This is a genomic window from Rhodococcus sp. OS5, assembly GCF_056837585.1.
Genome location: NZ_CM166368.1, coordinates 1329575 through 1351095, shown reverse-complemented (window position 1 = coordinate 1351095; position 21521 = coordinate 1329575). Strand labels below are relative to the sequence as shown.

Here is a 21521-nt window from a genome sequence, read left to right as displayed (position 1 = left end):
GACTTCCCGAAGGAAACGCACACCATGAGTGAACAGAATTCCACCGACCGCACGGATCAGACGGACGAGCCGCAGACCACCGGCACCGACCACGGTCCGGGAACCGGCTCCGACACCGCACCCAAGGACGTTCAGACCGATCCGTCGGGCGAACGTACGTGGGCCGACGAGGGCGGAGCCTCGAGCACCGGCCCGGCGACTGACACCGACTGATCCCGGAAGGTCTGAACCATCGGGACCAAGGTCCCGTGGGCCGACGCTCACGGGACCTTGAAATCCGTACGGATCTAACGCTTTTCACCTGGGTTTTCGCGATGCGGTAAGGTAGGCACTCAGCACGGTTGAGTACCCAGCCGTTGAAGACGAGCACGGTTCGTGCGTTGCTTCCCGTGCCGTTTCCCGGTTTCGAACGAAACCGTTTCGAACCAGACCGTTCGAACGAACCGTTTCGAGCAATCCGTCAGGAGTTTCGATGAACGAGTTTTCGAGAACTACAGATGAGCGTACGGACAGTCCCCCCACCTTCACGACGACCTGTGCCGAAAACATTCAGTCGCTCGTGGTCAGCGGCGAGATCGACGTCCGGTCCCGAGCTGATTTCGCTGCCTGCGTCGACGACCTGATCGGTGAGCGACACCCGTTCGTACTCGACTGCTCGGACGTCCAGTTCATCTCCGTCGGAGGTCTTTCCATCATCGAGACTCTGTCGGCCAAGGCACGGAGGCTCGGCGTGCCGTGGACGCTCGTCGCAGCGCACCCTGTCAGGCGTCCGCTGTCTCTTCTGAAGATGGACACCGACATCGTGTACACCGACTCGACAGCCGATGCAGTCGCGTACCTGTCCTCGACCTCCGTCCTGGACGAGACCCTGGCGGAGCCGATGTCGGCGTGAGTACCGATCTCGAAAAGCTCTCCGAATTCGTCGTCGTCGCAAACCGACTGCCGGTCGATCTCGAAACCGACGAAGACGGAAGCAAGAACTGGAAGCGAAGTCCGGGTGGGCTCGTCACTGCGCTCGAACCCATCCTCCGACAGCGGGATGGCGCCTGGGTCGGCTGGCCGGGGGTCGCGGACGAGAAGGTCGATCCGATAGTGGTTGACGGCCTTCGTCTGTTTCCCGTCGAGCTGACCTCTCAGGACCTCGCCGAGTACTACGAGGGGTTCTCCAACGACACGTTGTGGCCGCTCTACCACGACGTTCTGGTGGCTCCGACGTTCGAGCGGTCGTGGTGGCACACCTACGTCGCAGTCAACCAGCGGTTCGCCGAGGAAACCGCGCGTTGCGCCGCGGACGGAGCGACTGTCTGGGTGCAGGACTATCAGTTGCAACTTGTGCCGGCGATGCTGCGCGAGCTGCGGCCAGATCTGACGATCGGGTTCTTTCTTCATATCCCGTTCCCTCCGGTCGAGCTCTTCATGCAGCTTCCGTGGCGCAAGGAGATCGTCAGGGGAATGCTGGGCGCCGATCTGATCGGCTTCCACTTACCTGGTGGCGCAAACAATTTCCTGTTCTTGGCCCGCAAACTTCTCGGCCTCAAGACGACGACCGCGGGCGTCGGTGTTCGAAGTGCGCTCGGGCATGTGGATTTCGATTCTCGCGTCGTCAAGGTGGGCGCCTTTCCCATCTCCGTCGATTCTGCCGAACTCGAGCGCCAGTCGAAAAGCGATTCGGTCCTGCGTCGCGCGCGCGAATTGAAGGAAGAGCTGGGAAATCCCGAGAAAATCTTGCTGGGAGTCGACCGGCTGGACTACACCAAGGGTATCGACCTGCGGCTTCAAGCCTTGAAGGAACTCCTCGACGAGGATCGTCTGGATCCGGAGAAGTACACGATGGTGCAGCTCGCGACGCCCAGTCGTGAACGCGTGCAGCACTATATCGACCTGCGTAGCGTCATCGAAGAGCAGGTGGGCCGCATCAACGGTGACCACAGTCAGATCGGCCGCCCCGTCGTTCACTACCTGTATCAGCCGGTCGACCGTGAAGAACTGATCGCACTGTTCGTCGCTGCCGACGTCATGCTCGTGACGCCGATGCGCGACGGGATGAATCTGGTGGCCAAGGAGTACGTGGCCTGTCGTGGCGACCTCGGAGGTGCTCTCGTTCTCAGCGAGTTCACCGGTGCCGCAATGGAATTACGACAGTCATACCTGGTCAACCCGCACGATTTGGACGGCGTGAAGAATACGATCCTGACCGCGGTTCATCAGGATCCGAAGGAAGGCCGTCGCCGTATGGCTGCGCTGCATCGACAGGTCATGACACACGATGTGCATCAGTGGGCCGAGTCGTTCCTGACTGCGCTTGCCCCACCCGGACCGCTTCCGGACGATCAGTTCGTCACGGAGCGTGAGTCGAACTTTGCGCGCAACAACTGACCCTCACGGGCTTGCGTCAGTGCGCTCGGAGACTCGAGCTAGGATTGGTTTCAGTTCATCGTCAAGCAGCGGCTGCGAACTGATCTCCTCGACATAGCCGTGCAATGCTGCATCGGCCCAGAAAGACAGGCCGACCATGCCCCTCACGATGAAGTACTCCGAAACCTACAACGACGCTCTCATTGCGCTCGCTGCCGCTACTCATCGGCCGGCCAACGTGGTGAACCTGTTCGGCGAGTACGCCATTCGTGTTGACCTCGAATACAACCGGTTCCTTCTGGCGACCAATACCGCGGCTGGACTCTCCGATCGACCCGACAACGGAGAATCATGGCTGGTGCGGTTCTTCCAATCCGAGAACGCCGACACTCCGGATCGCCTCCTCGCGGAGGCGTCGCATCAATGGTTGGTCGATGCGTTGGACGCCGCGCTCGAACAGATCGCAGCGGCAGGGAACAAAATCTCCGCCGACGCGGACTTCGGCGACCCTACCCGCACCGAAACTCCATCCTGAACGGCATCGTCTCGAGCAGCACCACTAGTCCCCCTCGGCGGTCAACTGGCTGATTCGAGCCGCTAAGACTGCATTCTCGGCCTCGAGGGACAGAATCAGACGAATACCGACGAGATTGACTCCGTCGTCGATCAGCGCGGTGATTCGTCCGAGCGTATCCAGGTCGGCCTCGCTGTACCGGCGCGTACCGCCATCGGTGCGGGTTGGTGTGAGCAAGCCCCTTCGCTCGTAAAGGCGCAGCGTCTGAGGTCCTACCCCGGACAGTTCAGACATCACTGAGATCCCGTACACGCCGCGCAGCGCCCGGGTCTGGGATTCCGACGTCACTGGAACCTCCTAGTTCGGTGTGGGCTGTCTCAATCGGCGTCACCCGACCTTAGCACCATCACGCAGTGAATCTGACGCCCAGGACATAGATTCAAGCGTGTCCAGGACCACTGACAACAAGAATCGTCGAGCAGAAAAGGCGTGAAATGGCAGATCAAAGCCGATTTCGACAAGATTGCACAATGCGCTTTCCTTCGCCCGCGAATCGAAGTAGCCTTGCCAATTATCTACATCGGCTGATATAGATTTTGTAGCACCTGAAAGCGCCATAACTGGAGCTCGAAGGCGCAGAACACCCAGACGTCGGAGTCGGTGGTTCAGCCGACTCCCTCACGGCACACTCTTCACCGGGAGCAAGATGACGACGATCGACATCCCGCCCACACAGGGCGAGAGCACCACCGGCATCGGAATCACTGTCGCAAGTGCGACTTTGACAACCGAAGAGGTCAAGCGCCGAATCGCGATGATGTACGGCGACCCGGTGACAGAGGAGCCAGTAGCACTCGCGCACTGAACCTGACCGACACGCGATCCGATTGACGATGGCGCGAGACCGCCCCACTGGAGGGCGATCCCCATCAAGACGAGAGGAAAACATATGTCCGAGTTCACCGTACCGGGACTGAGCAGCGCAGACGGTTCGTCCGTCGCCGATATTCTGCAGGAACGCCTCAGCGCCTACAACGATCTTCACCTCACGCTCAAGCACGTTCACTGGAACGTCGTGGGCCCCAACTTCATCGGCGTGCACGAGATGATCGACCCCCAGGTGGAGTTGGTTCGCGGCTACGCCGACGATGTGGCCGAACGTATCGCGGCACTGGGTAACTCACCCAAGGGCACCGCGGGAGCAATCGAGCGCGATCGAACGTGGGACGACTACTCCGTCGGCCGCGACGACGCTCGTGCGCACCTCGCTGCGCTCGACCTCGTCTACACCGGGATCATCACCGACAGTCGCACCGCAATCGACAGTGTCGGCAAGATCGATCCGATCACCGAGGACATGTTGATCGGCCAGACGGCGCAGTTGGAAAAGTTCCAGTGGTTCGTTCGTGCTCACCTCGAGAACTCGGGTGGCAGCCTCGTACACGAAGGCGCGTCCACCGAGCAGGATGCCGCAAATGAGGCGCGTCAGAACTGATGCACCGTCCGCGGTTTCGGCCGATCGGGGGTCGGCCGAAATCGCACTCCCCACAACAGGAAAGGGCAAGAGCATGTCTGCGGACTCGCGCGGCACCTCGACACAAACACGTCGCGAGTATCAGATGTTCGTGTTGCAGCAGCGTTTGTTGTTCGGATCGATCCTGGCAGGCACCGCCCTTGGAGTTCTCGCGATCACCTACTTCTGAAATATCAGGGGCCGCAACCGTCGAAGACAGGACAGAAACGACACAATCATGAGTTCGAGCACTCTCCGCTCGATCGTTCGTAGCGATCGATTTGCGGCAAGCAGTTCTTCTCTTCTGCTCGTGGACAGCGATTTTCGTATCCAGGGCGCAAACGACGAATACCTTGCCGTATCCGGTCGTAGCCTCGATCAATTGCACCGAGTGGAAGTGTTCGAAGCCTTCCCCGACAATCCCGACGACTCGTTTGCCGATGGAATCTTCTCGTTGACAGCGTCATTCGAGCGCACGATGCGGTCCCGAACTCGGGACACACTGCCGACTCAGCGTTACGACGTGCGCGACGAGCGCGGGAGCGGGATGTTTGTCACCCGATATTGGAATACGGTGAATTCCGCCGTCACCGATGATGACGGCAGAGTCATCGGTGTGCTTCATCGTGTATACGAGGTTCAACGACCGCTGGCTCAGCAGTCCAGTTCGGCGTCAGACGTCCTCACCCGCCTTCGCGCGGCAAATGACGAACTGAGAAGAGCTTTGGATTCTCGGCCCTTGATCGAGCAGGCCAAGGGATTACTGATGGCCGAGCGTGAGTGCTCGGCCGACCAAGCCTTCGACTTTCTGGTCCAGATGTCGCAGGAATGGAACGTCAAGGTGCGCGACATCGCCGGTGGTCTTGTCGCCGCAGCAGAACGACGTGCCGTGGATCAAAAGAATTCCTGACGACCGGGATTCAAAAGTTGTACGGCTGGGTAATGACCGACCAGAGGTACCCCCGAAATCTTCCCCCTCGAGGGAGGAGCCTCGAAGGTCCCGCCGGTTCAGGCCGGCGGGACCGAGCTTTGCCTTAACACCCGACCTGGATCCGCGATCCGAGTCGAGTTCGTCACGCAGCGAAGGGAACGTCCATGTTCATGCGCTCCTACACATCTCCCAGGCCCCTTGCCGACGAGTGGGATTGGCAACTGTCCGGCACCTGCCGCGACACCGACCCCGCTCTGTTCTACGACGACACGAACGAGCGCGGCTCCAGGCGAGCGAAGCGCGAGAGTTCGGCGAAGCTGGTGTGCGCCAGATGCCCTGTCGTGCAGAGATGCCTGGTGCACGCCATCCAGACCGGGGAACCCCACGGTATCTGGGGCGGCATGACGGCGACCGAGCGAGAATCGTTGCGCAAAGCTCGAACTGAACCACTGATCAGTGCCGCGACGAGCTCACGAGAGTAGATAGGAATCTCAGGGCCTGGCCTCGTGGTGCCGCAAACCGTGCGTGCGGCGTCGCTCCTTCATCTCGGCTTCGAAGAGGTGCGGCACTCCGCCTGCCAGCTTGTCGCGCACCACTTTCTCGCATTCACGAAAAAACGACCAGTAGTTCTCGTCGAACTCTTCGACCAACTGGAAAGTCCAGCGCCCCTCGACCACGTTCCGGCCCATCAACTCGCCCTCGACCTGATCGGCCAGGTCGTCGTTGCCGCTGGATCGCAGTAGCTCGACGACCTCGTCGAGCATCAGATCGGCATGCCCTATCAGCTGATGGAAGTCGTACAGGGCACCGCGTGCCCGTTCCACCGTTTCAAGGGCGTTCGACAGCACTCCTGCCGCCTTCACCTCGTCATCAGTGACACCTTCCGGTCGTATGTGTACGGGGATCTGTCTGTCCGAATGGGTGTCCATGAAGCGGCTGTACCCGAACGACGCGAAAATGAAAGATGAGGATTCGGTACGTCCGCACCACAGGTGATGTGTCTCACAATTCATCCTCTAGTTCGGGTAAAGAGGGTTAGTTCGCCGGGCGAAGGGTAATCCAAGGCCATGAATACTTCCGGGGTAGAGATGGCTGGCACGCACGGCCGGTACCGGTCCTTGCCTCGGTCCGCCGGAATTACGCCACATCTACCTACAGGAAGCCCCTTGATCCCTCTGTCGAGTCCGACCGAAACCGAACTAACTCACGACTCCATCGCCTCGCTCCGCGTCCGCGCGTCGTACTCTCAACTTCCCACTCTGCGCGGAATCACCCGAACGGTTGCCAACAACACCGGACTCGATGTCGACGGAACAGCCGACCTTGCTCTGGCGATGGACGAAGTCGCGAGCATCCTCATCGGCCACGCGATACCGTCCAGCGACTTGACCTGCCGATTCGACACCCTCGGCCGCACACTTCGGACCGTCGTGTCCGTGATCGCGCACTCCGAGATACCCGACAAGTCGCACAGCTTCGGATGGTTCGTTCTCGAAGCGCTGGTCGATTCCGTCCGCTTGGAACAGTCGGAAATCGACGCGGACGGTCACATCACCCTGACGATGACGCTTGAAAAGGGCTTGCCCCAGGAGCGTGCGTGACCGCTGTCCCACCGGACAAGAAGGACCAGTACGAAACAGCTGTCGAACTGTTCGTCTCGATGGCCTCGCTTCCGCCGAATGATCCCAGCCGAGAAAAGATCACCACCTCGATCATCGAACTGTGCCTACCCCTGGCCACACACGTCGCTCGCCGATACCAGGGGCGTGGCCAGCCTTTCGAGGACTTGGAGCAAGTTGCTCGTGTCGGGCTCATACAGGCCGTGCAGCGATTCGACGTCGACAAAGGATCGGATTTCCTGTCGTTCGCCGTCCCGACCGTCATGGGTGAGGTTCGCAAGCATTTTCGCGATCACGGCTGGTCCGTGCGAGTGCCTCGTAGCCTTCAGGAACGGCACCTTGCCCTCAACCGGGCGCTCACGACTTTGTCCCAGACGCTCGGCCGTGCACCGACAGTCGCGGAACTCGCCAAGGAACTCGACATCGAACCGGACGAGGTCGAACAAGGTTTGACCGCCGGTAATTCGTACCGAACCACACCGCTCGACACCGCGTCCGCCGGCGACGGGAGTGGTCTGACTCTGATAGACACTTTGGGACAGTACGACGAAGCGATCAGTCGGATCGACAATCACGAAACCCTGCGGCCCGCGCTCCTGGCACTACCGGAGCGCGAGCGCACGATCGTCGTTCTCAGATTCTTCGGCCATCTCACCCAATCCCAGATTGCCGAAAAGGTCGGCATCTCTCAGATGCATGTATCCAGAATCCTCACTCAGTCACTGAAGCAGCTACGCACCGAGATGGGTGAAATCTTCTGAAGGTACGTCTCGAGGATCAGATGTATTCCTGTGCAAGACGTTCCAGCTCGTCTCGATCGATGAGACCGGGCTGGCCGATGTCGAGGGCCTCGAGATACTTGTTGGCGAGGCGGTAATCGTGCCCCCACCGGCCGTGCTCGCCGTCCTGCTCGGTGCGCTGCACACTGGAACCGGGCGGAACCTCGTCCCGCAAACCGTTGGTCTCCGCGCCGATCAGTGTGTCGAGCTTGGTCGAGATGGCCGTGAGTGCATCGCGGTCGTTCATCTGATTCCCTTCGTCCGGTGACGCTGATCTTCCACCATACCGAAGCGTCGAGCCAAAAACATTGCACCGCTTAATATTCGACCTCTCACCTGGACCGATTCACGCCCTCGAGCTACACTGAACGGTACCGAGGTTGAGAATACAGCCGGGGTTGAAGCCACTGGCGCTCGGTTCGCATCAAGGCTCTGGATCAGGTGAGTATTTCCTGCGCACATCTGTACTGTTCATTTCCATTGAGCTCTAAAGCTTTCCACGCCTGGACGCATTCACTTTCCGCGCCGCCAGATCGGTCGTCAGCCTTTCGATGAAAGCACACAGACCGGATCTGCCATGAATCTGAATGAACTCGACCACACACCGATCGATTCCATCGATCCCTCAACACAATTGGGGCCGATCGTGGAAACGCATGGTTTCGCGGCCTGGCGGATAGCGCCCTCGACAGTCTTGATCCAGGTCGACGTCGACCTCGACAAACTCTCCGCCCCAGCACTACGAGAACTTCTCAACTCGTACGCTGCGGAGTGGTCTCGCGTCATTCTGGACTTGTCCAACTCACTGTTCGTCGGTGCGGTCTGCCTCGAACTGTTCGCCGAGCTGAACTCCCGTTCGCGAGCCAACGACTTCCAGTGGGCCGCGATCGGGTCACACCCGCTTCGACGCTTGCTTCGCGCGGCACGGGCGGAAGAGGAATTCCCGGTCACCAACTCTGTCGAGGGAGCAATGCGCGCGCTCGACGAAGCAGAGAAGTCACTCGAAGCCTCCTGACGCGACGGCTGCACCGGCGTCGAGCGCCGGGCGCTCGCAGCGACTAAGGTTCGTCGGGCTGTCCGACGAGCTGAGAGAGACCGAGAATGACAATCGCCAAGCGCCTCGATGCCTTGCAACAGAAGCATCCGGCCCTGGGGTTCCCGATAGCGGTCCTCTACAAGTTCCTCGACGATCAAGGTGTTTATCTAGCCGCGCTGATCGCTTACTACGGCTTCGTCTCGCTCTTTCCTCTTCTTCTGTTGCTCTCGACCATTCTCGGCTTCGTGCTGTCGGGCAACCCTGAGCTTCAGCAACAGATCTTGGACTCCGCGCTGCATCAGTTTCCGGTGATCGGTGACGACCTGGGCAATGCGCAACAGATCGGCGGCGGTGTCACGGGTCTGGTGATCGGAATCGTCGGTGGTCTCTACGGTGGCCTCGGTGTCGCTCTGGCTTGCCAGAACGCGATGAACACGGTGTGGTCGGTGCCCCGAAACATGCGACCGGATCCCATCCGCGGGCGTCTCCAAGGGCTACTACTCCTCGGCACGATCGGTCTCGCGATCTTGGGGACCACCGCTGTCTCCAACATCGGCGGTGCGCTTCATCTGGGCGGTTCGTTCAGCTTCCTACTGACCCTTGCGGTAGTCGTCTTGAATGCGGGCATCTTCATCGTCGCTTTCCGGCTCACCTGCGCCCGCCCGCTCTCGGTAGCCGATGTGGCACCTGGAGCGATCGCCGCTGCTGTTCTCTGGCAAGCACTTCAGTCCTTCGGTGCCCTCTATGTGACCTCTGTGGTGCGGGGTGCCTCCACCACCAATGGCGTCTTTGCCATCGTTCTGGGTTTGTTGGCCTTCTTGTTCCTCGCTGCAGCCTCGATCGTCATGTGTGCGGAAATCAACGTCGTGCGAGTCGACAAACTCCATCCGCGGGCGTTGTTGGCTCCGTTCACCGACAACACCGAACTCATCGAAGGCGATCGGCGCACCTTCGCCGATCAAGCAAAAGCACAACGCGCGGTTCCCCACGAGAACATCCATGTGACGTTCGACGGGCACACCAAACCCGACGATTCGGACTGATCTCGACCCCGATCGAGTTGGGTATTTGGTCCCCTCCTCGGTATCGGGGTGGCATTCTGCGCCGCGAATCCAGATTTAACACAGGTGTTGTCATTTCGCGCTGCATCGAAGGGACGAATACATCACAGCAGGTAAACGCGCATAGTTGAACAATCACCTGCTTCCGACGTGGTCCCGGAACGGGACAAAGCCGTCAAATACTGCAACTCGCCATGCATGTAATTGGAGACAGAAAAAGAAGAGCATGGCAGGATCAGGTGTGAGACCGGACTCTCGATGGGAGGGCTCGGCTCGATGGATCCAGGAGAATTTGGTTATGGCTCAGGGCAGTGTCAAGTGGTTCAACGGTGAAAAGGGCTTCGGATTCATCGAGCAGGAAGGTGGCGGACCGGATGTGTTCGTTCACTACTCGGAGATCCAGGGCAGCGGCTACAAGTCCCTCGACGAGGGCCAGAAGGTCGAGTTCGAGATCGGACAGGGCCAGAAGGGCCCCCAGGCTCAGAACGTTCGCGCCATCTGAGTTCGATCCCAGTCTGACTTCAGACTGAAAAGGCTGGACGCTGCACCGCATGGTGCCGGCATCCAGCCTTTTCTTGGTTTCCGGGTCGTCTTGGTTCACGGGTCGGGCTTGTTCCCAATTGGCACCGGTTACGTCGCTCGCGCCCGCTTCTTCTTGTGGGAGCTGTCGCAGAACGGCGCGATGCCGGTCCGCCCACATCGACACAATGCAACCGTAGAGCGCTTGTTCTCTATCGGAGTGCCGTCTTCACGGAGCAACTCGAAGTCACCACGCACCAGCAGCGGGCCGTCCGTGCAGGCGGTTATGGTGGTGTTGTTACCGGGAACACTCGGTGTTTCGGCAGATGACGATTCGGGAAACGCGGTCATATGTCCTCTTCAGTTCTCGATTCGGCCACTGGTGTGCCCACTTCCATGCCTGTTCCACAGGCCCGCGGCCCATTGAGCGCCACTCTCGTTTCCATTCTGCGCTCCTCGGCCGATCCGAGGGAGATTACGGCTGCCGCTGACGCGTACGAGGATGCACAGTCCACCGACCTCACCTACGACATTCTTCGTGACGACGACGCTCAGCTGACCCTGACGCTCCTCTACGAGCTTCATTTGCAGGGAATCGAGAACGTCTCGGACAAATGGGAGTGGAATCCGGACCTGCTCGCGGTGCGGTCTCGGCTCGAAGAGCGTTTCGAGTCCGCCATCGCGCAACTCGTGGGGACAGTGGAGTCGTCTGGCGACGTCGTGGCCGACCTCTGGTCGATGACCGCCCCCAGTGCAGGCCCAGGTCTTGCGTCCTTCATGGCGAAAGATGCAACGATCGATCAGTTCTCGGAGGTGCTGATTCACCGTTCCCTCAATCAGCTCCGCGAGGCGGATGTGCACACCCTCGGAATTTCGCGTCTCTCCGGCGCCGTCAAGGCCGCCCTCGTCGAAGTGCAGAGCGACGAGTACGGAGGCGGCCGCGCAGAGCGAATGCATTCGCGTCTTTTTGCCGACACCATGCGGGCTGTGGGTCTTTCGGACCGCTACGGCCACTACATCGATTCTGTTCCCGCGGTAACGTTGGCGTCGTTGAATGCTCTCTCGCTCTTCGGTTTTCATCGCCGCCATCTCGGAACGCTGGTCGGGCACCTGTGCGCTGTCGAGACCACGTCTGCGCTGCCGAGCAAACGATACAGCGCAGGACTGCGCCGACTCGGATTCGGTTCGGGCGCGACACTGTTCTACGACGAGCACGTGGAAGCGGATTCCGTTCACGAACAGATCGCCGTTCGGGACCTTGCCGGCGGTCTCGCTTCTTCGCAGCCGCACCGCACTGATGACATCTTGTTCGGCGCCGCAGCGTGCCTGGCGTTCGACGATCTTCTCGGCGATCACCTCACATCGAGTTGGGAGAAGGGCAAGACTTCGTTGCGCGAATGATCACGAGTTGTTCGATTTCCTGACCGGTGGTGATCAACCCTCGTGCCTCGAGCATGGTGCGCCTCTCGCGCATCACGGGCCCGAAGGGAACGTACTTCCGGGCTGAAATCTCTACGGCCATACCGTGTTCTTCGAGTATCGCCTCGGTCTTGTCGACCCCACACAGCACCGATTGCAGGAGAAGCAGTGTGCCGCCCGGGACGAGCACCTCGTGAACGGTGGCTGCGATCCTGTCGATGAGGGCGCGTCCGTCCTTGCCTGCGTCCCAAGCACGTTCGATTCCAGCGGTAGGGAGATCATCTGCAAGAGCAGGGACGTACGGCGGGTTGGAGATCACCAGATCGAAGAGTTCGCCGTGCACCGCCTCGGTGAGGTCGCCACGACGGGAGTCGATCGAGGTTCCGTTGAGGATCCCGTTGAGACGAGCATTGGCACACGCTCGGCGAGATATGTCGACCGCGACGACGTGGCCTGCGCCTGCCGCGGATGCCGCGACAGCGAGGGCGCCGGTCCCCGTGCACAGATCCAGCACCCGACTGCGAGCGGTGAGGCGCTCGAACAGCAGCGCATCCGCCAGTAACGACGTGTCGTGTTGCGGTGGATACACACCAGGTAAACGCAGGATCATCATCGGCTCCTCTTTTTCAGGCGACATCGCACATCGCTGCGTGCGGCTACCCAGGAACCTCGGATTTCATGCAACATCGAAGCAAAGACCGCCTGGAACGGTTACATCGCCGCAATTTGCGGAGTAGACCTGAATCATGACAGGCAATGCGGACACCCCACAGGGAGCCGCGGCGTTTGCTTCCGCAGCAGATTCGCTCGACACCCTCGCCGAAGCGATTGCCGGACTCCGGTCCACTCTGAACACGGACGCGCATCTCGACTCCATGCTCCAACGTCTGGCCGAGACGGCGGTCAAAGCGCTGCCGGATGCCGATGCTGTCCGCGTGACGGTGCTGTCCGCCGATGGCCCACGAACTGCTGCATCTACCGCGGACTACCTTTCCGCGATAGACGATGCCCAGCATTCCGCCGATCGTGGTCCGTGCGTTGACTCCGCGCGCACCATGTCGTCGGTTCGGTCGAAGGTGGGTGATCACGACGACAAATGGCCGGAATTCACCGCCGAGGCCCGGAAACAAGGTGTCCGGTCCTACTTGTCCGTGCCGCTCACCATGGGCGAAGGAAGCACCGAACTTCTCGGCGCGTTCAACGTCTACGGATTCGCCTCGACAGAGTTCAAGCCCTTCGACGAAGAGTTGATGAAATTGTTCACCGCCGGTGCGGGCGCGGCGATCGCAGATTCACGACGCTGGCGTCAGGCACACGAGCACATCGAACAGTTGCACTGCGCCATGGAATCTCGTGCCGAGATCGAACAAGCCAAGGGCGTGCTGATCGCCATCCACGGCATCGACGCCGACGAAGCATTCAGCCGACTCGTTCAGCAATCGCAGCACACCAACGTGAAACTGCACGAGGTGGCCCGGATGCTCGTCGATTCGGTGCGCCACCGCCGGTTCTGAAGATTCTTCGGTGCAAAACCCCGTTTTGCACCCGAAAGCACAGTCGCAAAACCCCGTCTTGTACCCCGCCGGCACATCTCTCAAACGTATCCAGAGATGTTTCACCGAAACAGTTTTCGACCTGCACGGCTGCTGGCGGTCGCGCGGCGGCACCCGTCCGAAATGTGGTTATCTGTTGAGAACCGGGACGAAAGAAGACCCGACCGTACCAGGGTGAGGAAAGGATCGTCACTGTGCCAATCGACCAGGTTCTTGTCGTAGTTCCCGCCCACAACGAAGCCGAAGACCTCCCCAATTGCCTTCGTGCACTCGCAACAGCGGCGTCGGCTTGCGTTGTCCCCGTCCGAGTGGTTGCCGTCCTCGACAACTGTTCGGACGGAACCGCGGGGGTCATCCCCGACGGGGTGGAAGTACTCCGCGTCGAGCATCAGAACGTCGGCCGTTCGCGAGCGACGGGTTTCTCTGCGTTCGGCTCGGATTTGGGGGCCTCAGCGTGGTTCGCCACGACCGATGCCGATTCGGTGGTCGGCCCCACCTGGATTGCGCGCCAATTGGAGTATGCGCGTACTGCGGACGTCGTCGCGGGCACCGTTCGCATCGCGGACTGGGAAGGCCATCCGCACTCCGTTCGCGAACGGTACGAACGTATGTACCACGCACATCCCTATGGTCGACACGGTCACGTCCACGGTGCCAACCTCGGTGTCCGCGCCGATATGTACTGGGACGTCGGAGGATTCTGCGATCTCGAAGAAGACGAGGATGTCGATCTCGTCCGGCGGTTGAGCGAGGCCGGTGCCTGTATCGCGTGGGCAGAGGACATTGCGGTCACCACGTCTGCGCGTCTCGACGGCCGAACTCCGGGCGGCTTTGCCGGACATATCCGTAACCTGGGTGGTACGACCGCCGATAACGAAGAAGCGGAGCTGGCACGATGAAACGACTACACACACTCCTGGACGCAGGTGGACTGTACTTGCCGCTGCCCGGCGGCGGCGCGACGGCCGCACGGTGGACCTCCCTGGCAGAGCTCACACGGGAGAATGTGGTTCTCGGCCGGATGGCTGAGGCTCACACCGATGCCGTCGCGATACTCACCGAACTCGACGGACCGGATCCCGAACCCGGGCAGCTGTGGGGAGTGTGGGCGGCCGAGCCACCCCAACCTGTGGTGAATGCGTCTGAGCACGTGGGGATCTGGACGCTCACCGGTCGCAAGTTGTGGTGTTCCGGCGCCAACACCTGCACGCATGCACTGATCACCGCCTTGGTCGACGGTGTCCCCTCCCTCTTCGCGGTCGAGCTCGGACTACCTGGGGTGCATCCCGTTCCCGATTCGTGGAAGGCCGTCGGTATGGCCGAAAGCGACTCCAGCGCGGTCGACTTCGACATGGTTCCGGCCATACCGGTCGGGACGGCAGGCGACTATCTGAGCCGCCCGGGGTTCTGGCACGGCGCGATCGGCGTGGCTGCATGCTGGTACGGCGGCGCCTGCGGCGTCGCTGATCCGTTGTACGACAAGGCTGCAAGCAGCGAAGACCCCTACGTACTCGCACACCTCGGTGCGGTCGATGCAGCGCTCGCCGCAGCGCGCAACGCGCTCGCAGTCGCGGCGGCCGAGATCGATGCGGATCCCTTCGACGAAAATGCCGAGGCCATGCAGCGGGCACTCCGTGTGCGCGCAATTGTCGAGCGCGCCGCTACCGAGACCCTGGATCGGGTGGGACGCGCTCTCGGCGCCGCACCGCTCTGCATGGACGCCGCGCACGCGGCACGGGTAGCCGATCTCACCGTCTACTTGCGGCAGAGTCACGCCGAGAAGGATCTCGCCGAGCTGGGCCGGATTGCAGCCAAGGGGAAACGGCCGTGGTGAACTCGAAACTGTTCGCGCAGAAACCTGTCGACGACGGCGGTACTCCCGAATCGACATGGCGGGAGTGGGGAAGAAGTTTTCCGGAACTGGATCTCACCGGATGCTCACGATTGATCATCGTCGCTCCCCATCCCGACGACGAAATACTCGGTCTGGGCGGAACCGCTCTTCTGGCAATACTTTCCGGCATCAGTGTTCAGGTCGTATCTGTCACCGACGGCGGAGCTTCGCATCCCGATTCACCGACCGTGACTCAGCCCGAGATGGAACGCCGTCGACGGTCCGAGTCGGATCGGGCAGCGCGTGTCCTCGGAATTCCCACACCGGTTCGATTGAGCATCCCGGACGGAAAGATCGGCGAGAACCGACAGGAGTTGACCGACCGCCTCAGCTCGATTCTCGGTGATTCCTCGGCGGATACCTGGTGCGCCTCCACGTGGCGCGGGGACGGCCACCCGGACCACGAAGCCACCGGAGACGCGGCGGCGAGGGCGTGCGCGGACACTGGATCGCGATTGATCGAGTATCCCATCTGGGCGTGGCATTGGGCCGCGCCGGATCATGCGGCAGTCCCGTGGGAAAGAGCACGAAAGGTGACCTTGCCCTCCGACGTTCAGGCTGCGAAATCTGCTGCCACCAATGAGTTCACTTCACAGATCGCTCCGCTTTCCGATCATCCCGCGGATGCACCCATCCTCCCCCGCCACGCGATGGAACGATTACTGAGGCCGTACGAGACGGTGTTCGTATGAGCGATCGTGAACTCCCCGCGGATTACTTCGCCAAGATGTATGCCGCACAGTCCGACCCATGGGATTTCGAATCCCGCTGGTACGAGCAGCGGAAGTACGCACTCAGTGTCGCTATGCTCCCGAAACCTCGATACCGTCGCGCATTCGAACCGGGGTGCTCGATCGGGGTTCTCACCGAGAAGTTGTCCGAGCGCTGCGACAGCGTTCTCGCCACCGACATCGTCCCGACCGCACTCGAGAGCGCTCGAGCGAGGCTTACCGGACATGACTCCGAATTTCGGCTCTGGGCGTTGGGTGACGACTGGTCCGACGAAACCTTCGACCTCGTCGTCATCAGCGAAGTCGGCTACTACCTGACCTTCGAAAAGCTCATCGAGGCAATGCTGCAGGTCGTCGAGCATCTCGAGCCTGGCGGAACGCTGCTGTGCGCCCATTGGCGTCACGTCGTACCGGAGTACCCGCAAAACGGTGACGCCGTTCATTCGGCTGTGCGCCAGACGCCGGGGTTGGCGCAGTTCGCGTCGTACCAGGACGAGGACGTGCTGATCGATGTCTTCGTGAAGGGTCCGCCGTCACCACCGTCGGTAGCTCGTTCCGAAGGTCTGATCTAGTAGACCTGTGCGCGGTTGAGGAGTGTGGGGACTCCTCAACCGCGCACGGGGGTCAGTCTCGCTGCTCCAACGCGAGGTCCGTATCCGACTGCAGTTCACCGACTTCGGACTTCAGGATCCGCATCGACCTGCCGAGGCCCCGGGCCGCGTCGGGCAGCTTCTTCGAACCGAACAGCACCACGAGCACTACTGCGACGATCGCCCAGTGAGTCGGGCTGAGCGCGCCCATCAGGCGGGTTCCTTGCCGTCGGGGTACACCGCATCGACCTCTACCTCGACGAGCCAACCGGCAACGGGCAGTCCGGCAACCTCGAGGGCGAATCGGGTGGGCCGGGCGCTGTTTCGCTCGATCGGAGCGATCGGCTCGGCCGTGCCCATCGGCACCAACTCGGTGTCACCCGTGTCGAGATTGGTGTTGGCGAAGAACTGCCGGTACGCGCGATTCCATCCTGTGTAGTCGGCCTTGTCCGATCCCGGCGCGTTGTCGAGGAAGACGCGCATCGTCACGACGTCTTCGAGACTCAATCCCTGAGCTTCGAGGTTGTCGCGGATCTTCTTGAGTACATTGATGCCCTGCGCCTCGGTGACGGTGACACCGGTCGGCAGAACACCGCCGGAGAACTGACCGTCGATGTACGACTCCGGCGAACCTTCCGGCGCCGCCTTGTTTCCTGCCGACGGACCGATGCCGCTGGTCTTGTAGATTGCGGTGTCGCCGCCGATCGCGACGCCCTGAGCGATCATCGGGTTTGCCTGCCCCGCTTCGAGAATCGATTTCGAGACGAACGAACTCGATGTGGTCTCGGCGTCCGCCTCGTCAGACGAGCAGGCAGTGGCGAAGCCCAGTAGCGTGGTGGCGGCGAATGCCGCTGCAAGGACCTTGGTGCTGCGAGATTTCATGATTAGACCTCCAGAAAAAGTGATGGGAAACGAAGCACGTCAGGCAGTTTGCGCAACACGCTGATGCAGGTGGGTCACGACGTCCTGCGCGGACGTGAAGGCCCCGTGCTGCCAGGCGATGGCGTTGGAGAGGTGATCGCCGGCGAAGTAGATCCGGTCGACGGGTTCGAGCAGCTTGGTGTACTCGGGAGTTGCCATGCCGCCGTGGGAATCTCCCGCGCCGGCCCATGATGCCCAGGCGGATTCCGAATACTTGGTGCGACGCCAGCTTCCGGAGAAGGACGACGAGATGTCGCGAGTGTATTTGTCGCCGTGGATTTCTGCGCCTTCGGCGATGGCCTTTGCCAGCCGCTGACGGTGGGTGAGCGATTCGAAAGCCTGTTGACGCTTACCCGAGCTGTAGTACGCGACGACGACGCCGCGGTCGGAGTTGTAGTGATCGTAGGGGAACATGATCTGGGAGATGTCGCGGTCGGTGTTGGACGCGCCACCGTAGATGCGGTCCTCGGTCTCCCACCACCGACGCGAGTATTCGATACCGAGCTTGCCCGACGACGACGGCTTGGCTGCATCCAACGCGAGCAGGATGTCGGAGGGCAGATTGTTGTTCAGCCGCTTGATCAAGTGCGGCGGGATCGTGCAGATTGCGTAGTCGGCGGTGATCGACTTGGATTTGCCGTCGACGACGTAGTCGACGGTGACGCCTTCCGGCACGTTCTTCATGCCGCTGACCTCGGCGCCGAACTCGATGTTGTCCATCCCGATCGCGTCCTGGAACTTGTAGTAGATCCGGTCCATGCCGCCGACGGGGGTCATCATCGTCATGGCCTGGTCGTAACCGAACTCGAAGGAGAATGCACGCCCGATGCCGCCCTGGATGACATCGCTCATCCCGAATGGTTCGATCTCGGTTCCGAAGTTGAGGCCGGCGCCCGGCTCCGCGGAGTGCCCTCGACGCGCGGATCCGACGTAGCGGCCGTCGCTGGAGAGATCGCCGAAATCGGTGAGGAAGGACGAGAGTGCTTCTTTGTCTTCCTTGCTCAAGACCTGGTCGAGAGCGCCCTGATTGGTGGCCTTCTGCAGCAGCTCGGACATGTATCCGTAGGTGTCGGCTTTGGCTGCTCGGTAGGTGATCGACTGATTCGCCAGCGGCTTGTTGCCGGTGTAGTTGACGAAGGTGTTCGCGTTCTGGTTTCCGAACATCTGCAGTTCGACGCCCAGTTCGCGGCAGTAGTCGATGGTGTTGTGATTTTGCGGAATACGCGTCGCACCGAGGTTGTAGAAGTGCCCCTCGGAGAACGAACAGGTCTGTGTCTCACCGTTCAGGTCGGTTTCTTCGGTGCCGTTGCGGATCGACCACACCCGACCACCCGGGCGGTTGCGTGCTTCGAGGACGGTGACCTTGTATCCGGCCTTCTGCAGTTCGTAGGCAGAGCACAGCCCGGACGGTCCGCCGCCGAGGATCACGACGGAGTGATTTCCCTTGACCTTTCCGATCAGGTCACCCGCAGCAGGTGCCTGAAATCGCCTCGGCGTCGACGCCACTGCCGGCGCCAGGCCGATGGACGACATAGCACCGAGTGCCAGGCCGGCGCCGCCGGTGATTCCCAGGCTGCGCATGAAAGATCTACGTGTGTATGGCATTCGAGCTCCCCAGTGTGCTCCCGGTGACGCGGGTGGTTGGTGTTGAACACAGACTTCAGGAGCGTTGGGTCCGGAACTTGACGCGCAGGAAACAGTCGGTGGGGACCGAGTGAGAAACGTGCGAGCGTTCGCATCTTGCTCTCTCACCCGAGTGCGATCAGCGGAAGCATGCCCGCAATATCGGCGTTACAGAACCGGACTAGCGTGACGCGACATGTCCGCTCTCACCGAAGCCATCGCGCGGTCCTTCACCACGCGCGAGAAGCAGCCCCCGGCGCGATCACCGCTGCGGGCGTTGGGCCGTCGGCAACTCTCGGGCGCCGAAGTGCTGGCCCAGTCGGTGGCAACCACTGCCCCTGCTGTGTCGATGGTCGTTCTGCCCGTCACCATGCTGACACACGGCCGATTGTTGAGCGGGATGATCACCATCATCGCGGCCACCGTGCTGGTGACGCTCATAGCCTTCTGCGTTTCGCAGTTCACTCGCCGAATGGCTGCGTCGGGCGGATTGCACAGCTTCGTCTTTCGTGGCCTGGGCACCCGGGCAGCATTGACCACCGGCATCGCCATGCTGGTCAAGTACGTCGGCAGCGCGGTGATGACGCTCTATCACGGCGGACAGGCCGCAATCGCATTGCTCGGCTTCGCGGGTGTGCACGTGGACAAGACTTTTCACGTCATCGCGCTCTATCTGGGGATAGCCTTGCTGATTCTCGGCGCTCTCGTGCGAAGTGTCAGATTTGCCGCGCTCGCGATCCTCGTCGTCGAAAGCTGTTCACTTCTGTTCATCGTCGGGCTCATGATCCTGGGCGGTTCCGGAAGTCAACAAGCACAGATCGTTCCACCCACCTCCGGCCACGGGTTGTTACTCACCGCCCTGGCTGCCGTGTTCGCTCTCGCCGGATTCGAGAGCGCGGCCTTCTTCGGCCCCGAGGCCCGTCGTCCGCTGGTAACCGTCACCCGCACAGTCCTTCTCACTCCGATCATCTGTGGATCGCTCTTCATCTTCGCGGGCTGGGCCGCATGGTCCGGGCGCAGTGACACCCTCGTCAACGCCTATCTCCACGGAACGGCGACGGGCGTGAGCCCCGGTGTCGTGATCGCGCTCAACGTCGGTCTGGGGTGCTCGTGGCTGGCGTCCTCGATGGCGTCGTCCAATGCTGCGTCACGCCTGGTCTATTCGTTCGGTGTCGAGCGCCTACTCCCCCGCCGGTTCGCCTCGGTTCACAGTGCCTTCCGTACGCCCTACTTCGCATTGACTACCGTGGTCTGCACCGTCCTGCTGGGCGGCGGAACCTTTGCCGTTCTCGGGCGCGGAGAAATCTTCGACGACGTTCGACTGACTGTTCGCGGCGCCGTCATCGTGGCCTATGCACTGACGGCTATCGCATCCGTTGTCTTCCTGACACGGATCGGCGAGCACACTCCCGGCATTCTCGCGGCCGCGTCGTGTGGCAGTGGTGCCGGAGCGATAGTCCTCGGTTACCTGGTTTATGCCAACACGATCGACCACGCGTACGTTGCACCGATCGCCGTGCTCGTGATCCTGACCTCGGGCACACTCTGGCAGTTCTACCTGCGACGCCGAAGCCCCAAAAGTCTGCTGCACGTCGGAGCTTTCGACAGTCCCGAAACCGAGGACGTACTACCAGGAGCTGGGGTGTTCGCTACCGACGCAGCCGGAAACATCGTGCTGGTGGGCGAGCCGACTGCCGGCGCCCGCTGATGGTGGGCCGACCACGCGACCTCGGTGGGCACGAACCCCGAGCGGTTCAGCGCGCCCTTGCCCTCCTCGAGTCGGCGGCCAGGCTCGGATCGGGAGCCACCGCCAAGGACATTGCCGCCCTGGCCGACATCCCACCTGCCACTGCGTATCGGTTACTCAACATCCTTGTCGCCGACGGTTACCTGGTTCGGATCGCCGACCTCTCCGGCTTCGCACTAGGCCGACGCACCCGTGAATTAGCCGGGGCTGCCGCCGAACCCACACCCATCGACAATTCGGTGCTCCTCGAAGAACTCCGCGAACAGCTACGGTTCGGCGTCTACCTCGCGTCGTTTGCAGAAAACAGAATTCGGCTCGTCGATCGCGATCCCGACCACGAACTCAGTGGTGAACGGACACTGGTCACAGCCGTTCACGCGTCGGCTATCGGGAAGCTGCTCCTCGCCAACCGACCCGAATTGGCCGAGGCCCCACTGCGAAAGGTCACCGCACACACCATCACTGACGGCGACGCGTTGGAACTCGAGCTCTCGCGGATCCGGCGCGGTGAGGCCGCCCGTGAGGTCGACGAGATTCGTGTCGGACGCTCCGCCGTCGCCGTCCCGGTCCACGACGCGGAAAGGTGTGTCGTCGGTGCCTTGGCTGCGATAGGTCCGACCGGCAGACTTTCCGTCGACGACGCAGACCTGGTGGCACTGCTGCGGGAGTATGCGGAACGCATCGTTGCACCGACGATGTCGAAGGCAAGCTGAAAG

General features: G+C 61.3%; 30 protein-coding genes. 22 read left to right on the top strand and 8 right to left on the bottom strand.

Annotated elements, in window-relative coordinates; genetic code table 11:
• Positions 1-24: 24 nt before the first annotated feature.
• The 4 genes from ACVZUB_RS06320 to ACVZUB_RS06305 all read left to right on the top strand — a co-directional run bounded on the left by ACVZUB_RS06320 (position 25) and on the right by ACVZUB_RS06305 (position 2890).
• Entirely contained in the window at positions 25-213 is a 189-nt protein-coding gene (locus ACVZUB_RS06320; RefSeq protein WP_136472457.1) for a PI-type proteinase, read from the top strand.
• Positions 214-472: 259 nt separating this feature from the next.
• Positions 473-892: an STAS domain-containing protein gene (locus tag ACVZUB_RS06315; protein WP_007726563.1), complete on the top strand. Its 420-nt coding sequence runs from the start codon at positions 473-475 to the stop codon at positions 890-892.
• The gene (locus tag ACVZUB_RS06310) at positions 889-2376 is read left to right on the top strand and encodes an alpha,alpha-trehalose-phosphate synthase (UDP-forming) (RefSeq protein ID WP_064075809.1); all 1488 of its coding nucleotides are present in this window, start codon (positions 889-891) and stop codon (positions 2374-2376) included. The genes ACVZUB_RS06315 and ACVZUB_RS06310 overlap by 4 nt, the downstream gene beginning before the upstream one ends.
• A 136-nt stretch (positions 2377-2512) precedes the next feature.
• Positions 2513-2890: a hypothetical protein gene (locus ACVZUB_RS06305; protein WP_482628244.1), complete on the top strand. Its 378-nt coding sequence runs from the start codon at positions 2513-2515 to the stop codon at positions 2888-2890.
• A 24-nt stretch (positions 2891-2914) separates the two neighbouring features.
• Here ACVZUB_RS06305 and ACVZUB_RS06300 read toward each other — a convergent pair whose 3' ends face one another.
• On the bottom strand, positions 2915-3217 hold the full coding sequence (locus tag ACVZUB_RS06300; RefSeq protein WP_003943719.1) for a MerR family transcriptional regulator: 303 nt from the start codon (positions 3215-3217) through the stop codon (positions 2915-2917).
• Positions 3218-3575: 358 nt separating this feature from the next.
• Between ACVZUB_RS06300 and ACVZUB_RS06295 the strand changes: the two genes are divergently transcribed.
• From ACVZUB_RS06295 to ACVZUB_RS06275, 5 genes are all read left to right on the top strand, one after another.
• Positions 3576-3734 (top strand): hypothetical protein, encoded by a 159-nt coding sequence (locus ACVZUB_RS06295; RefSeq protein ID WP_003943664.1) that lies wholly within the window; start codon positions 3576-3578, stop codon positions 3732-3734.
• 84 nt (positions 3735-3818) lie between these two features.
• On the top strand, positions 3819-4364 hold the full coding sequence (locus ACVZUB_RS06290; protein ID WP_003943731.1) for a Dps family protein: 546 nt from the start codon (positions 3819-3821) through the stop codon (positions 4362-4364).
• A gap of 73 nt (positions 4365-4437) precedes the next feature.
• A complete protein-coding gene (locus ACVZUB_RS06285) occupies positions 4438-4572 on the top strand; it encodes a hypothetical protein (protein ID WP_256261806.1) in 135 nt (44 codons plus the stop codon).
• 48 nt (positions 4573-4620) lie between these two features.
• A complete protein-coding gene (locus ACVZUB_RS06280; protein WP_482628243.1) occupies positions 4621-5292 on the top strand; it encodes an ANTAR domain-containing protein in 672 nt (223 codons plus the stop codon).
• 185 nt (positions 5293-5477) lie between these two features.
• A complete protein-coding gene (locus ACVZUB_RS06275) occupies positions 5478-5795 on the top strand; it encodes a WhiB family transcriptional regulator (RefSeq protein ID WP_003943622.1) in 318 nt (105 codons plus the stop codon).
• Between the two features lie 9 nt (positions 5796-5804).
• Here ACVZUB_RS06275 and ACVZUB_RS06270 read toward each other — a convergent pair whose 3' ends face one another.
• Positions 5805-6242, bottom strand: coding sequence for a hypothetical protein (locus tag ACVZUB_RS06270; protein WP_039972685.1), 438 nt, complete (start codon positions 6240-6242; stop codon positions 5805-5807).
• 237 nt (positions 6243-6479) lie between these two features.
• Between ACVZUB_RS06270 and ACVZUB_RS06265 the strand changes: the two genes are divergently transcribed.
• Both ACVZUB_RS06265 and ACVZUB_RS06260 read left to right on the top strand, forming a co-directional pair.
• Positions 6480-6914: an ATP-binding protein gene (locus tag ACVZUB_RS06265; protein ID WP_482628242.1), complete on the top strand. Its 435-nt coding sequence runs from the start codon at positions 6480-6482 to the stop codon at positions 6912-6914.
• Entirely contained in the window at positions 6911-7693 is a 783-nt protein-coding gene (locus ACVZUB_RS06260; protein WP_003943639.1) for a SigB/SigF/SigG family RNA polymerase sigma factor, read from the top strand. Before ACVZUB_RS06265 ends, ACVZUB_RS06260 begins: the two co-directional genes overlap by 4 nt.
• A 16-nt stretch (positions 7694-7709) precedes the next feature.
• On the opposite strand, the gene ACVZUB_RS06255 is transcribed toward ACVZUB_RS06260, so the two are convergent.
• Positions 7710-7958, bottom strand: coding sequence for a hypothetical protein (locus ACVZUB_RS06255; RefSeq protein WP_003943680.1), 249 nt, complete (start codon positions 7956-7958; stop codon positions 7710-7712).
• A 330-nt stretch (positions 7959-8288) separates the two neighbouring features.
• On the opposite strand from ACVZUB_RS06255, the gene ACVZUB_RS06250 reads away from it, so the two are divergent.
• The 3 genes from ACVZUB_RS06250 (at position 8289) to ACVZUB_RS06240 (ending at position 10310) form a co-directional block, all read left to right on the top strand.
• Positions 8289-8726: an STAS domain-containing protein gene (locus tag ACVZUB_RS06250; protein ID WP_058038940.1), complete on the top strand. Its 438-nt coding sequence runs from the start codon at positions 8289-8291 to the stop codon at positions 8724-8726.
• Between the two features lie 86 nt (positions 8727-8812).
• Complete coding sequence (locus ACVZUB_RS06245) at positions 8813-9790, top strand: YihY/virulence factor BrkB family protein (protein ID WP_003943713.1); 978 nt, start codon at positions 8813-8815, stop codon at positions 9788-9790.
• Between the two features lie 316 nt (positions 9791-10106).
• Positions 10107-10310: a cold-shock protein gene (locus tag ACVZUB_RS06240; RefSeq protein ID WP_003943666.1), complete on the top strand. Its 204-nt coding sequence runs from the start codon at positions 10107-10109 to the stop codon at positions 10308-10310.
• A 128-nt stretch (positions 10311-10438) separates the two neighbouring features.
• On the opposite strand, the gene ACVZUB_RS06235 is transcribed toward ACVZUB_RS06240, so the two are convergent.
• A complete protein-coding gene (locus ACVZUB_RS06235; protein WP_064075807.1) occupies positions 10439-10678 on the bottom strand; it encodes a CDGSH iron-sulfur domain-containing protein in 240 nt (79 codons plus the stop codon).
• Here ACVZUB_RS06235 and ACVZUB_RS06230 point away from each other — a divergent pair, their 5' ends adjacent.
• Complete coding sequence (locus ACVZUB_RS06230) at positions 10679-11728, top strand: iron-containing redox enzyme family protein (RefSeq protein ID WP_007726547.1); 1050 nt, start codon at positions 10679-10681, stop codon at positions 11726-11728.
• Here the strand turns inward: ACVZUB_RS06230 and ACVZUB_RS06225 are convergent.
• Positions 11685-12383, bottom strand: coding sequence for a HemK2/MTQ2 family protein methyltransferase (locus tag ACVZUB_RS06225; RefSeq protein WP_037131016.1), 699 nt, complete (start codon positions 12381-12383; stop codon positions 11685-11687). The genes ACVZUB_RS06230 and ACVZUB_RS06225 overlap by 44 nt on opposite strands.
• A 109-nt stretch (positions 12384-12492) precedes the next feature.
• Between ACVZUB_RS06225 and ACVZUB_RS06220 the strand changes: the two genes are divergently transcribed.
• The 5 genes from ACVZUB_RS06220 (at position 12493) to ACVZUB_RS06200 (ending at position 16496) form a co-directional block, all read left to right on the top strand.
• The gene (locus ACVZUB_RS06220) at positions 12493-13260 is read left to right on the top strand and encodes an ANTAR domain-containing protein (RefSeq protein ID WP_482628241.1); all 768 of its coding nucleotides are present in this window, start codon (positions 12493-12495) and stop codon (positions 13258-13260) included.
• A gap of 233 nt (positions 13261-13493) precedes the next feature.
• Positions 13494-14198, top strand: coding sequence for a glycosyltransferase family 2 protein (locus tag ACVZUB_RS06215; protein ID WP_042452319.1), 705 nt, complete (start codon positions 13494-13496; stop codon positions 14196-14198).
• Positions 14195-15133, top strand: coding sequence for an acyl-CoA dehydrogenase family protein (locus ACVZUB_RS06210; protein WP_007726542.1), 939 nt, complete (start codon positions 14195-14197; stop codon positions 15131-15133). Before ACVZUB_RS06215 ends, ACVZUB_RS06210 begins: the two co-directional genes overlap by 4 nt.
• Positions 15127-15885, top strand: coding sequence for a PIG-L deacetylase family protein (locus ACVZUB_RS06205; protein ID WP_003943643.1), 759 nt, complete (start codon positions 15127-15129; stop codon positions 15883-15885). The genes ACVZUB_RS06210 and ACVZUB_RS06205 overlap by 7 nt, the downstream gene beginning before the upstream one ends.
• Positions 15882-16496, top strand: a complete 615-nt coding sequence (locus tag ACVZUB_RS06200; RefSeq protein WP_042926398.1) for a class I SAM-dependent DNA methyltransferase — start codon at positions 15882-15884, stop codon at positions 16494-16496. The genes ACVZUB_RS06205 and ACVZUB_RS06200 overlap by 4 nt, the downstream gene beginning before the upstream one ends.
• A 52-nt stretch (positions 16497-16548) precedes the next feature.
• On the opposite strand, the gene tatA is transcribed toward ACVZUB_RS06200, so the two are convergent.
• Genes tatA through ACVZUB_RS06185 form a run of 3 tightly spaced genes read right to left on the bottom strand, consistent with a single transcriptional unit; the run spans position 16549 to position 19016 of the window.
• Complete coding sequence (gene tatA / locus ACVZUB_RS06195) at positions 16549-16725, bottom strand: Sec-independent protein translocase subunit TatA (protein WP_003943732.1); 177 nt, start codon at positions 16723-16725, stop codon at positions 16549-16551.
• The gene (locus ACVZUB_RS06190) at positions 16725-17396 is read right to left on the bottom strand and encodes a Rid family hydrolase (protein WP_007726540.1); all 672 of its coding nucleotides are present in this window, start codon (positions 17394-17396) and stop codon (positions 16725-16727) included. Before ACVZUB_RS06190 ends, tatA begins: the two co-directional genes overlap by 1 nt.
• A 39-nt stretch (positions 17397-17435) precedes the next feature.
• Positions 17436-19016 (bottom strand): flavin monoamine oxidase family protein, encoded by a 1581-nt coding sequence (locus ACVZUB_RS06185; RefSeq protein ID WP_063314892.1) that lies wholly within the window; start codon positions 19014-19016, stop codon positions 17436-17438.
• Between the two features lie 238 nt (positions 19017-19254).
• Here ACVZUB_RS06185 and ACVZUB_RS06180 point away from each other — a divergent pair, with 238 nt between their 5' ends.
• A complete protein-coding gene (locus ACVZUB_RS06180) occupies positions 19255-20766 on the top strand; it encodes an APC family permease (RefSeq protein ID WP_482628240.1) in 1512 nt (503 codons plus the stop codon).
• Complete coding sequence (locus ACVZUB_RS06175; RefSeq protein WP_058038934.1) at positions 20766-21518, top strand: IclR family transcriptional regulator; 753 nt, start codon at positions 20766-20768, stop codon at positions 21516-21518. Before ACVZUB_RS06180 ends, ACVZUB_RS06175 begins: the two co-directional genes overlap by 1 nt.
• Positions 21519-21521 lie beyond the last annotated feature (3 nt).

Excerpts from the sequence above, each read along its gene's own strand:
- ACVZUB_RS06285 (WP_256261806.1), top strand. The coding sequence starts at position 4,438 with ATGTCTGCGGACTCGCGCGGCACCTCGACACAAACACGTCGCGAGTAT.
- ACVZUB_RS06290 (WP_003943731.1), top strand. The coding sequence starts at position 3,819 with ATGTCCGAGTTCACCGTACCGGGACTGAGCAGCGCAGACGGTTCGTCC.
- ACVZUB_RS06305 (WP_482628244.1), top strand. The coding sequence starts at position 2,513 with ATGCCCCTCACGATGAAGTACTCCGAAACCTACAACGACGCTCTCATT.
- ACVZUB_RS06280 (WP_482628243.1), top strand. The coding sequence starts at position 4,621 with ATGAGTTCGAGCACTCTCCGCTCGATCGTTCGTAGCGATCGATTTGCG.
- ACVZUB_RS06255 (WP_003943680.1), bottom strand. The coding sequence starts at position 7,958 with ATGAACGACCGCGATGCACTCACGGCCATCTCGACCAAGCTCGACACA.
- ACVZUB_RS06230 (WP_007726547.1), top strand. The coding sequence starts at position 10,679 with ATGTCCTCTTCAGTTCTCGATTCGGCCACTGGTGTGCCCACTTCCATG.
- ACVZUB_RS06275 (WP_003943622.1), top strand. The coding sequence starts at position 5,478 with ATGTTCATGCGCTCCTACACATCTCCCAGGCCCCTTGCCGACGAGTGG.
- ACVZUB_RS06190 (WP_007726540.1), bottom strand. The coding sequence starts at position 17,396 with ATGAAATCTCGCAGCACCAAGGTCCTTGCAGCGGCATTCGCCGCCACC.
- ACVZUB_RS06175 (WP_058038934.1), top strand. The coding sequence starts at position 20,766 with ATGGTGGGCCGACCACGCGACCTCGGTGGGCACGAACCCCGAGCGGTT.
- ACVZUB_RS06245 (WP_003943713.1), top strand. The coding sequence starts at position 8,813 with ATGACAATCGCCAAGCGCCTCGATGCCTTGCAACAGAAGCATCCGGCC.
- ACVZUB_RS06270 (WP_039972685.1), bottom strand. The coding sequence starts at position 6,242 with ATGGACACCCATTCGGACAGACAGATCCCCGTACACATACGACCGGAA.
- ACVZUB_RS06200 (WP_042926398.1), top strand. The coding sequence starts at position 15,882 with ATGAGCGATCGTGAACTCCCCGCGGATTACTTCGCCAAGATGTATGCC.
- ACVZUB_RS06315 (WP_007726563.1), top strand. The coding sequence starts at position 473 with ATGAACGAGTTTTCGAGAACTACAGATGAGCGTACGGACAGTCCCCCC.
- ACVZUB_RS06235 (WP_064075807.1), bottom strand. The coding sequence starts at position 10,678 with ATGACCGCGTTTCCCGAATCGTCATCTGCCGAAACACCGAGTGTTCCC.
- ACVZUB_RS06210 (WP_007726542.1), top strand. The coding sequence starts at position 14,195 with ATGAAACGACTACACACACTCCTGGACGCAGGTGGACTGTACTTGCCG.
- ACVZUB_RS06240 (WP_003943666.1), top strand. The coding sequence starts at position 10,107 with ATGGCTCAGGGCAGTGTCAAGTGGTTCAACGGTGAAAAGGGCTTCGGA.
- ACVZUB_RS06225 (WP_037131016.1), bottom strand. The coding sequence starts at position 12,383 with ATGTCGCCTGAAAAAGAGGAGCCGATGATGATCCTGCGTTTACCTGGT.
- ACVZUB_RS06295 (WP_003943664.1), top strand. The coding sequence starts at position 3,576 with ATGACGACGATCGACATCCCGCCCACACAGGGCGAGAGCACCACCGGC.
- tatA (WP_003943732.1), bottom strand. The coding sequence starts at position 16,725 with ATGGGCGCGCTCAGCCCGACTCACTGGGCGATCGTCGCAGTAGTGCTC.
- ACVZUB_RS06250 (WP_058038940.1), top strand. The coding sequence starts at position 8,289 with ATGAATCTGAATGAACTCGACCACACACCGATCGATTCCATCGATCCC.
- ACVZUB_RS06180 (WP_482628240.1), top strand. The coding sequence starts at position 19,255 with ATGTCCGCTCTCACCGAAGCCATCGCGCGGTCCTTCACCACGCGCGAG.
- ACVZUB_RS06220 (WP_482628241.1), top strand. The coding sequence starts at position 12,493 with ATGACAGGCAATGCGGACACCCCACAGGGAGCCGCGGCGTTTGCTTCC.
- ACVZUB_RS06320 (WP_136472457.1), top strand. The coding sequence starts at position 25 with ATGAGTGAACAGAATTCCACCGACCGCACGGATCAGACGGACGAGCCG.
- ACVZUB_RS06185 (WP_063314892.1), bottom strand. The coding sequence starts at position 19,016 with ATGCGCAGCCTGGGAATCACCGGCGGCGCCGGCCTGGCACTCGGTGCT.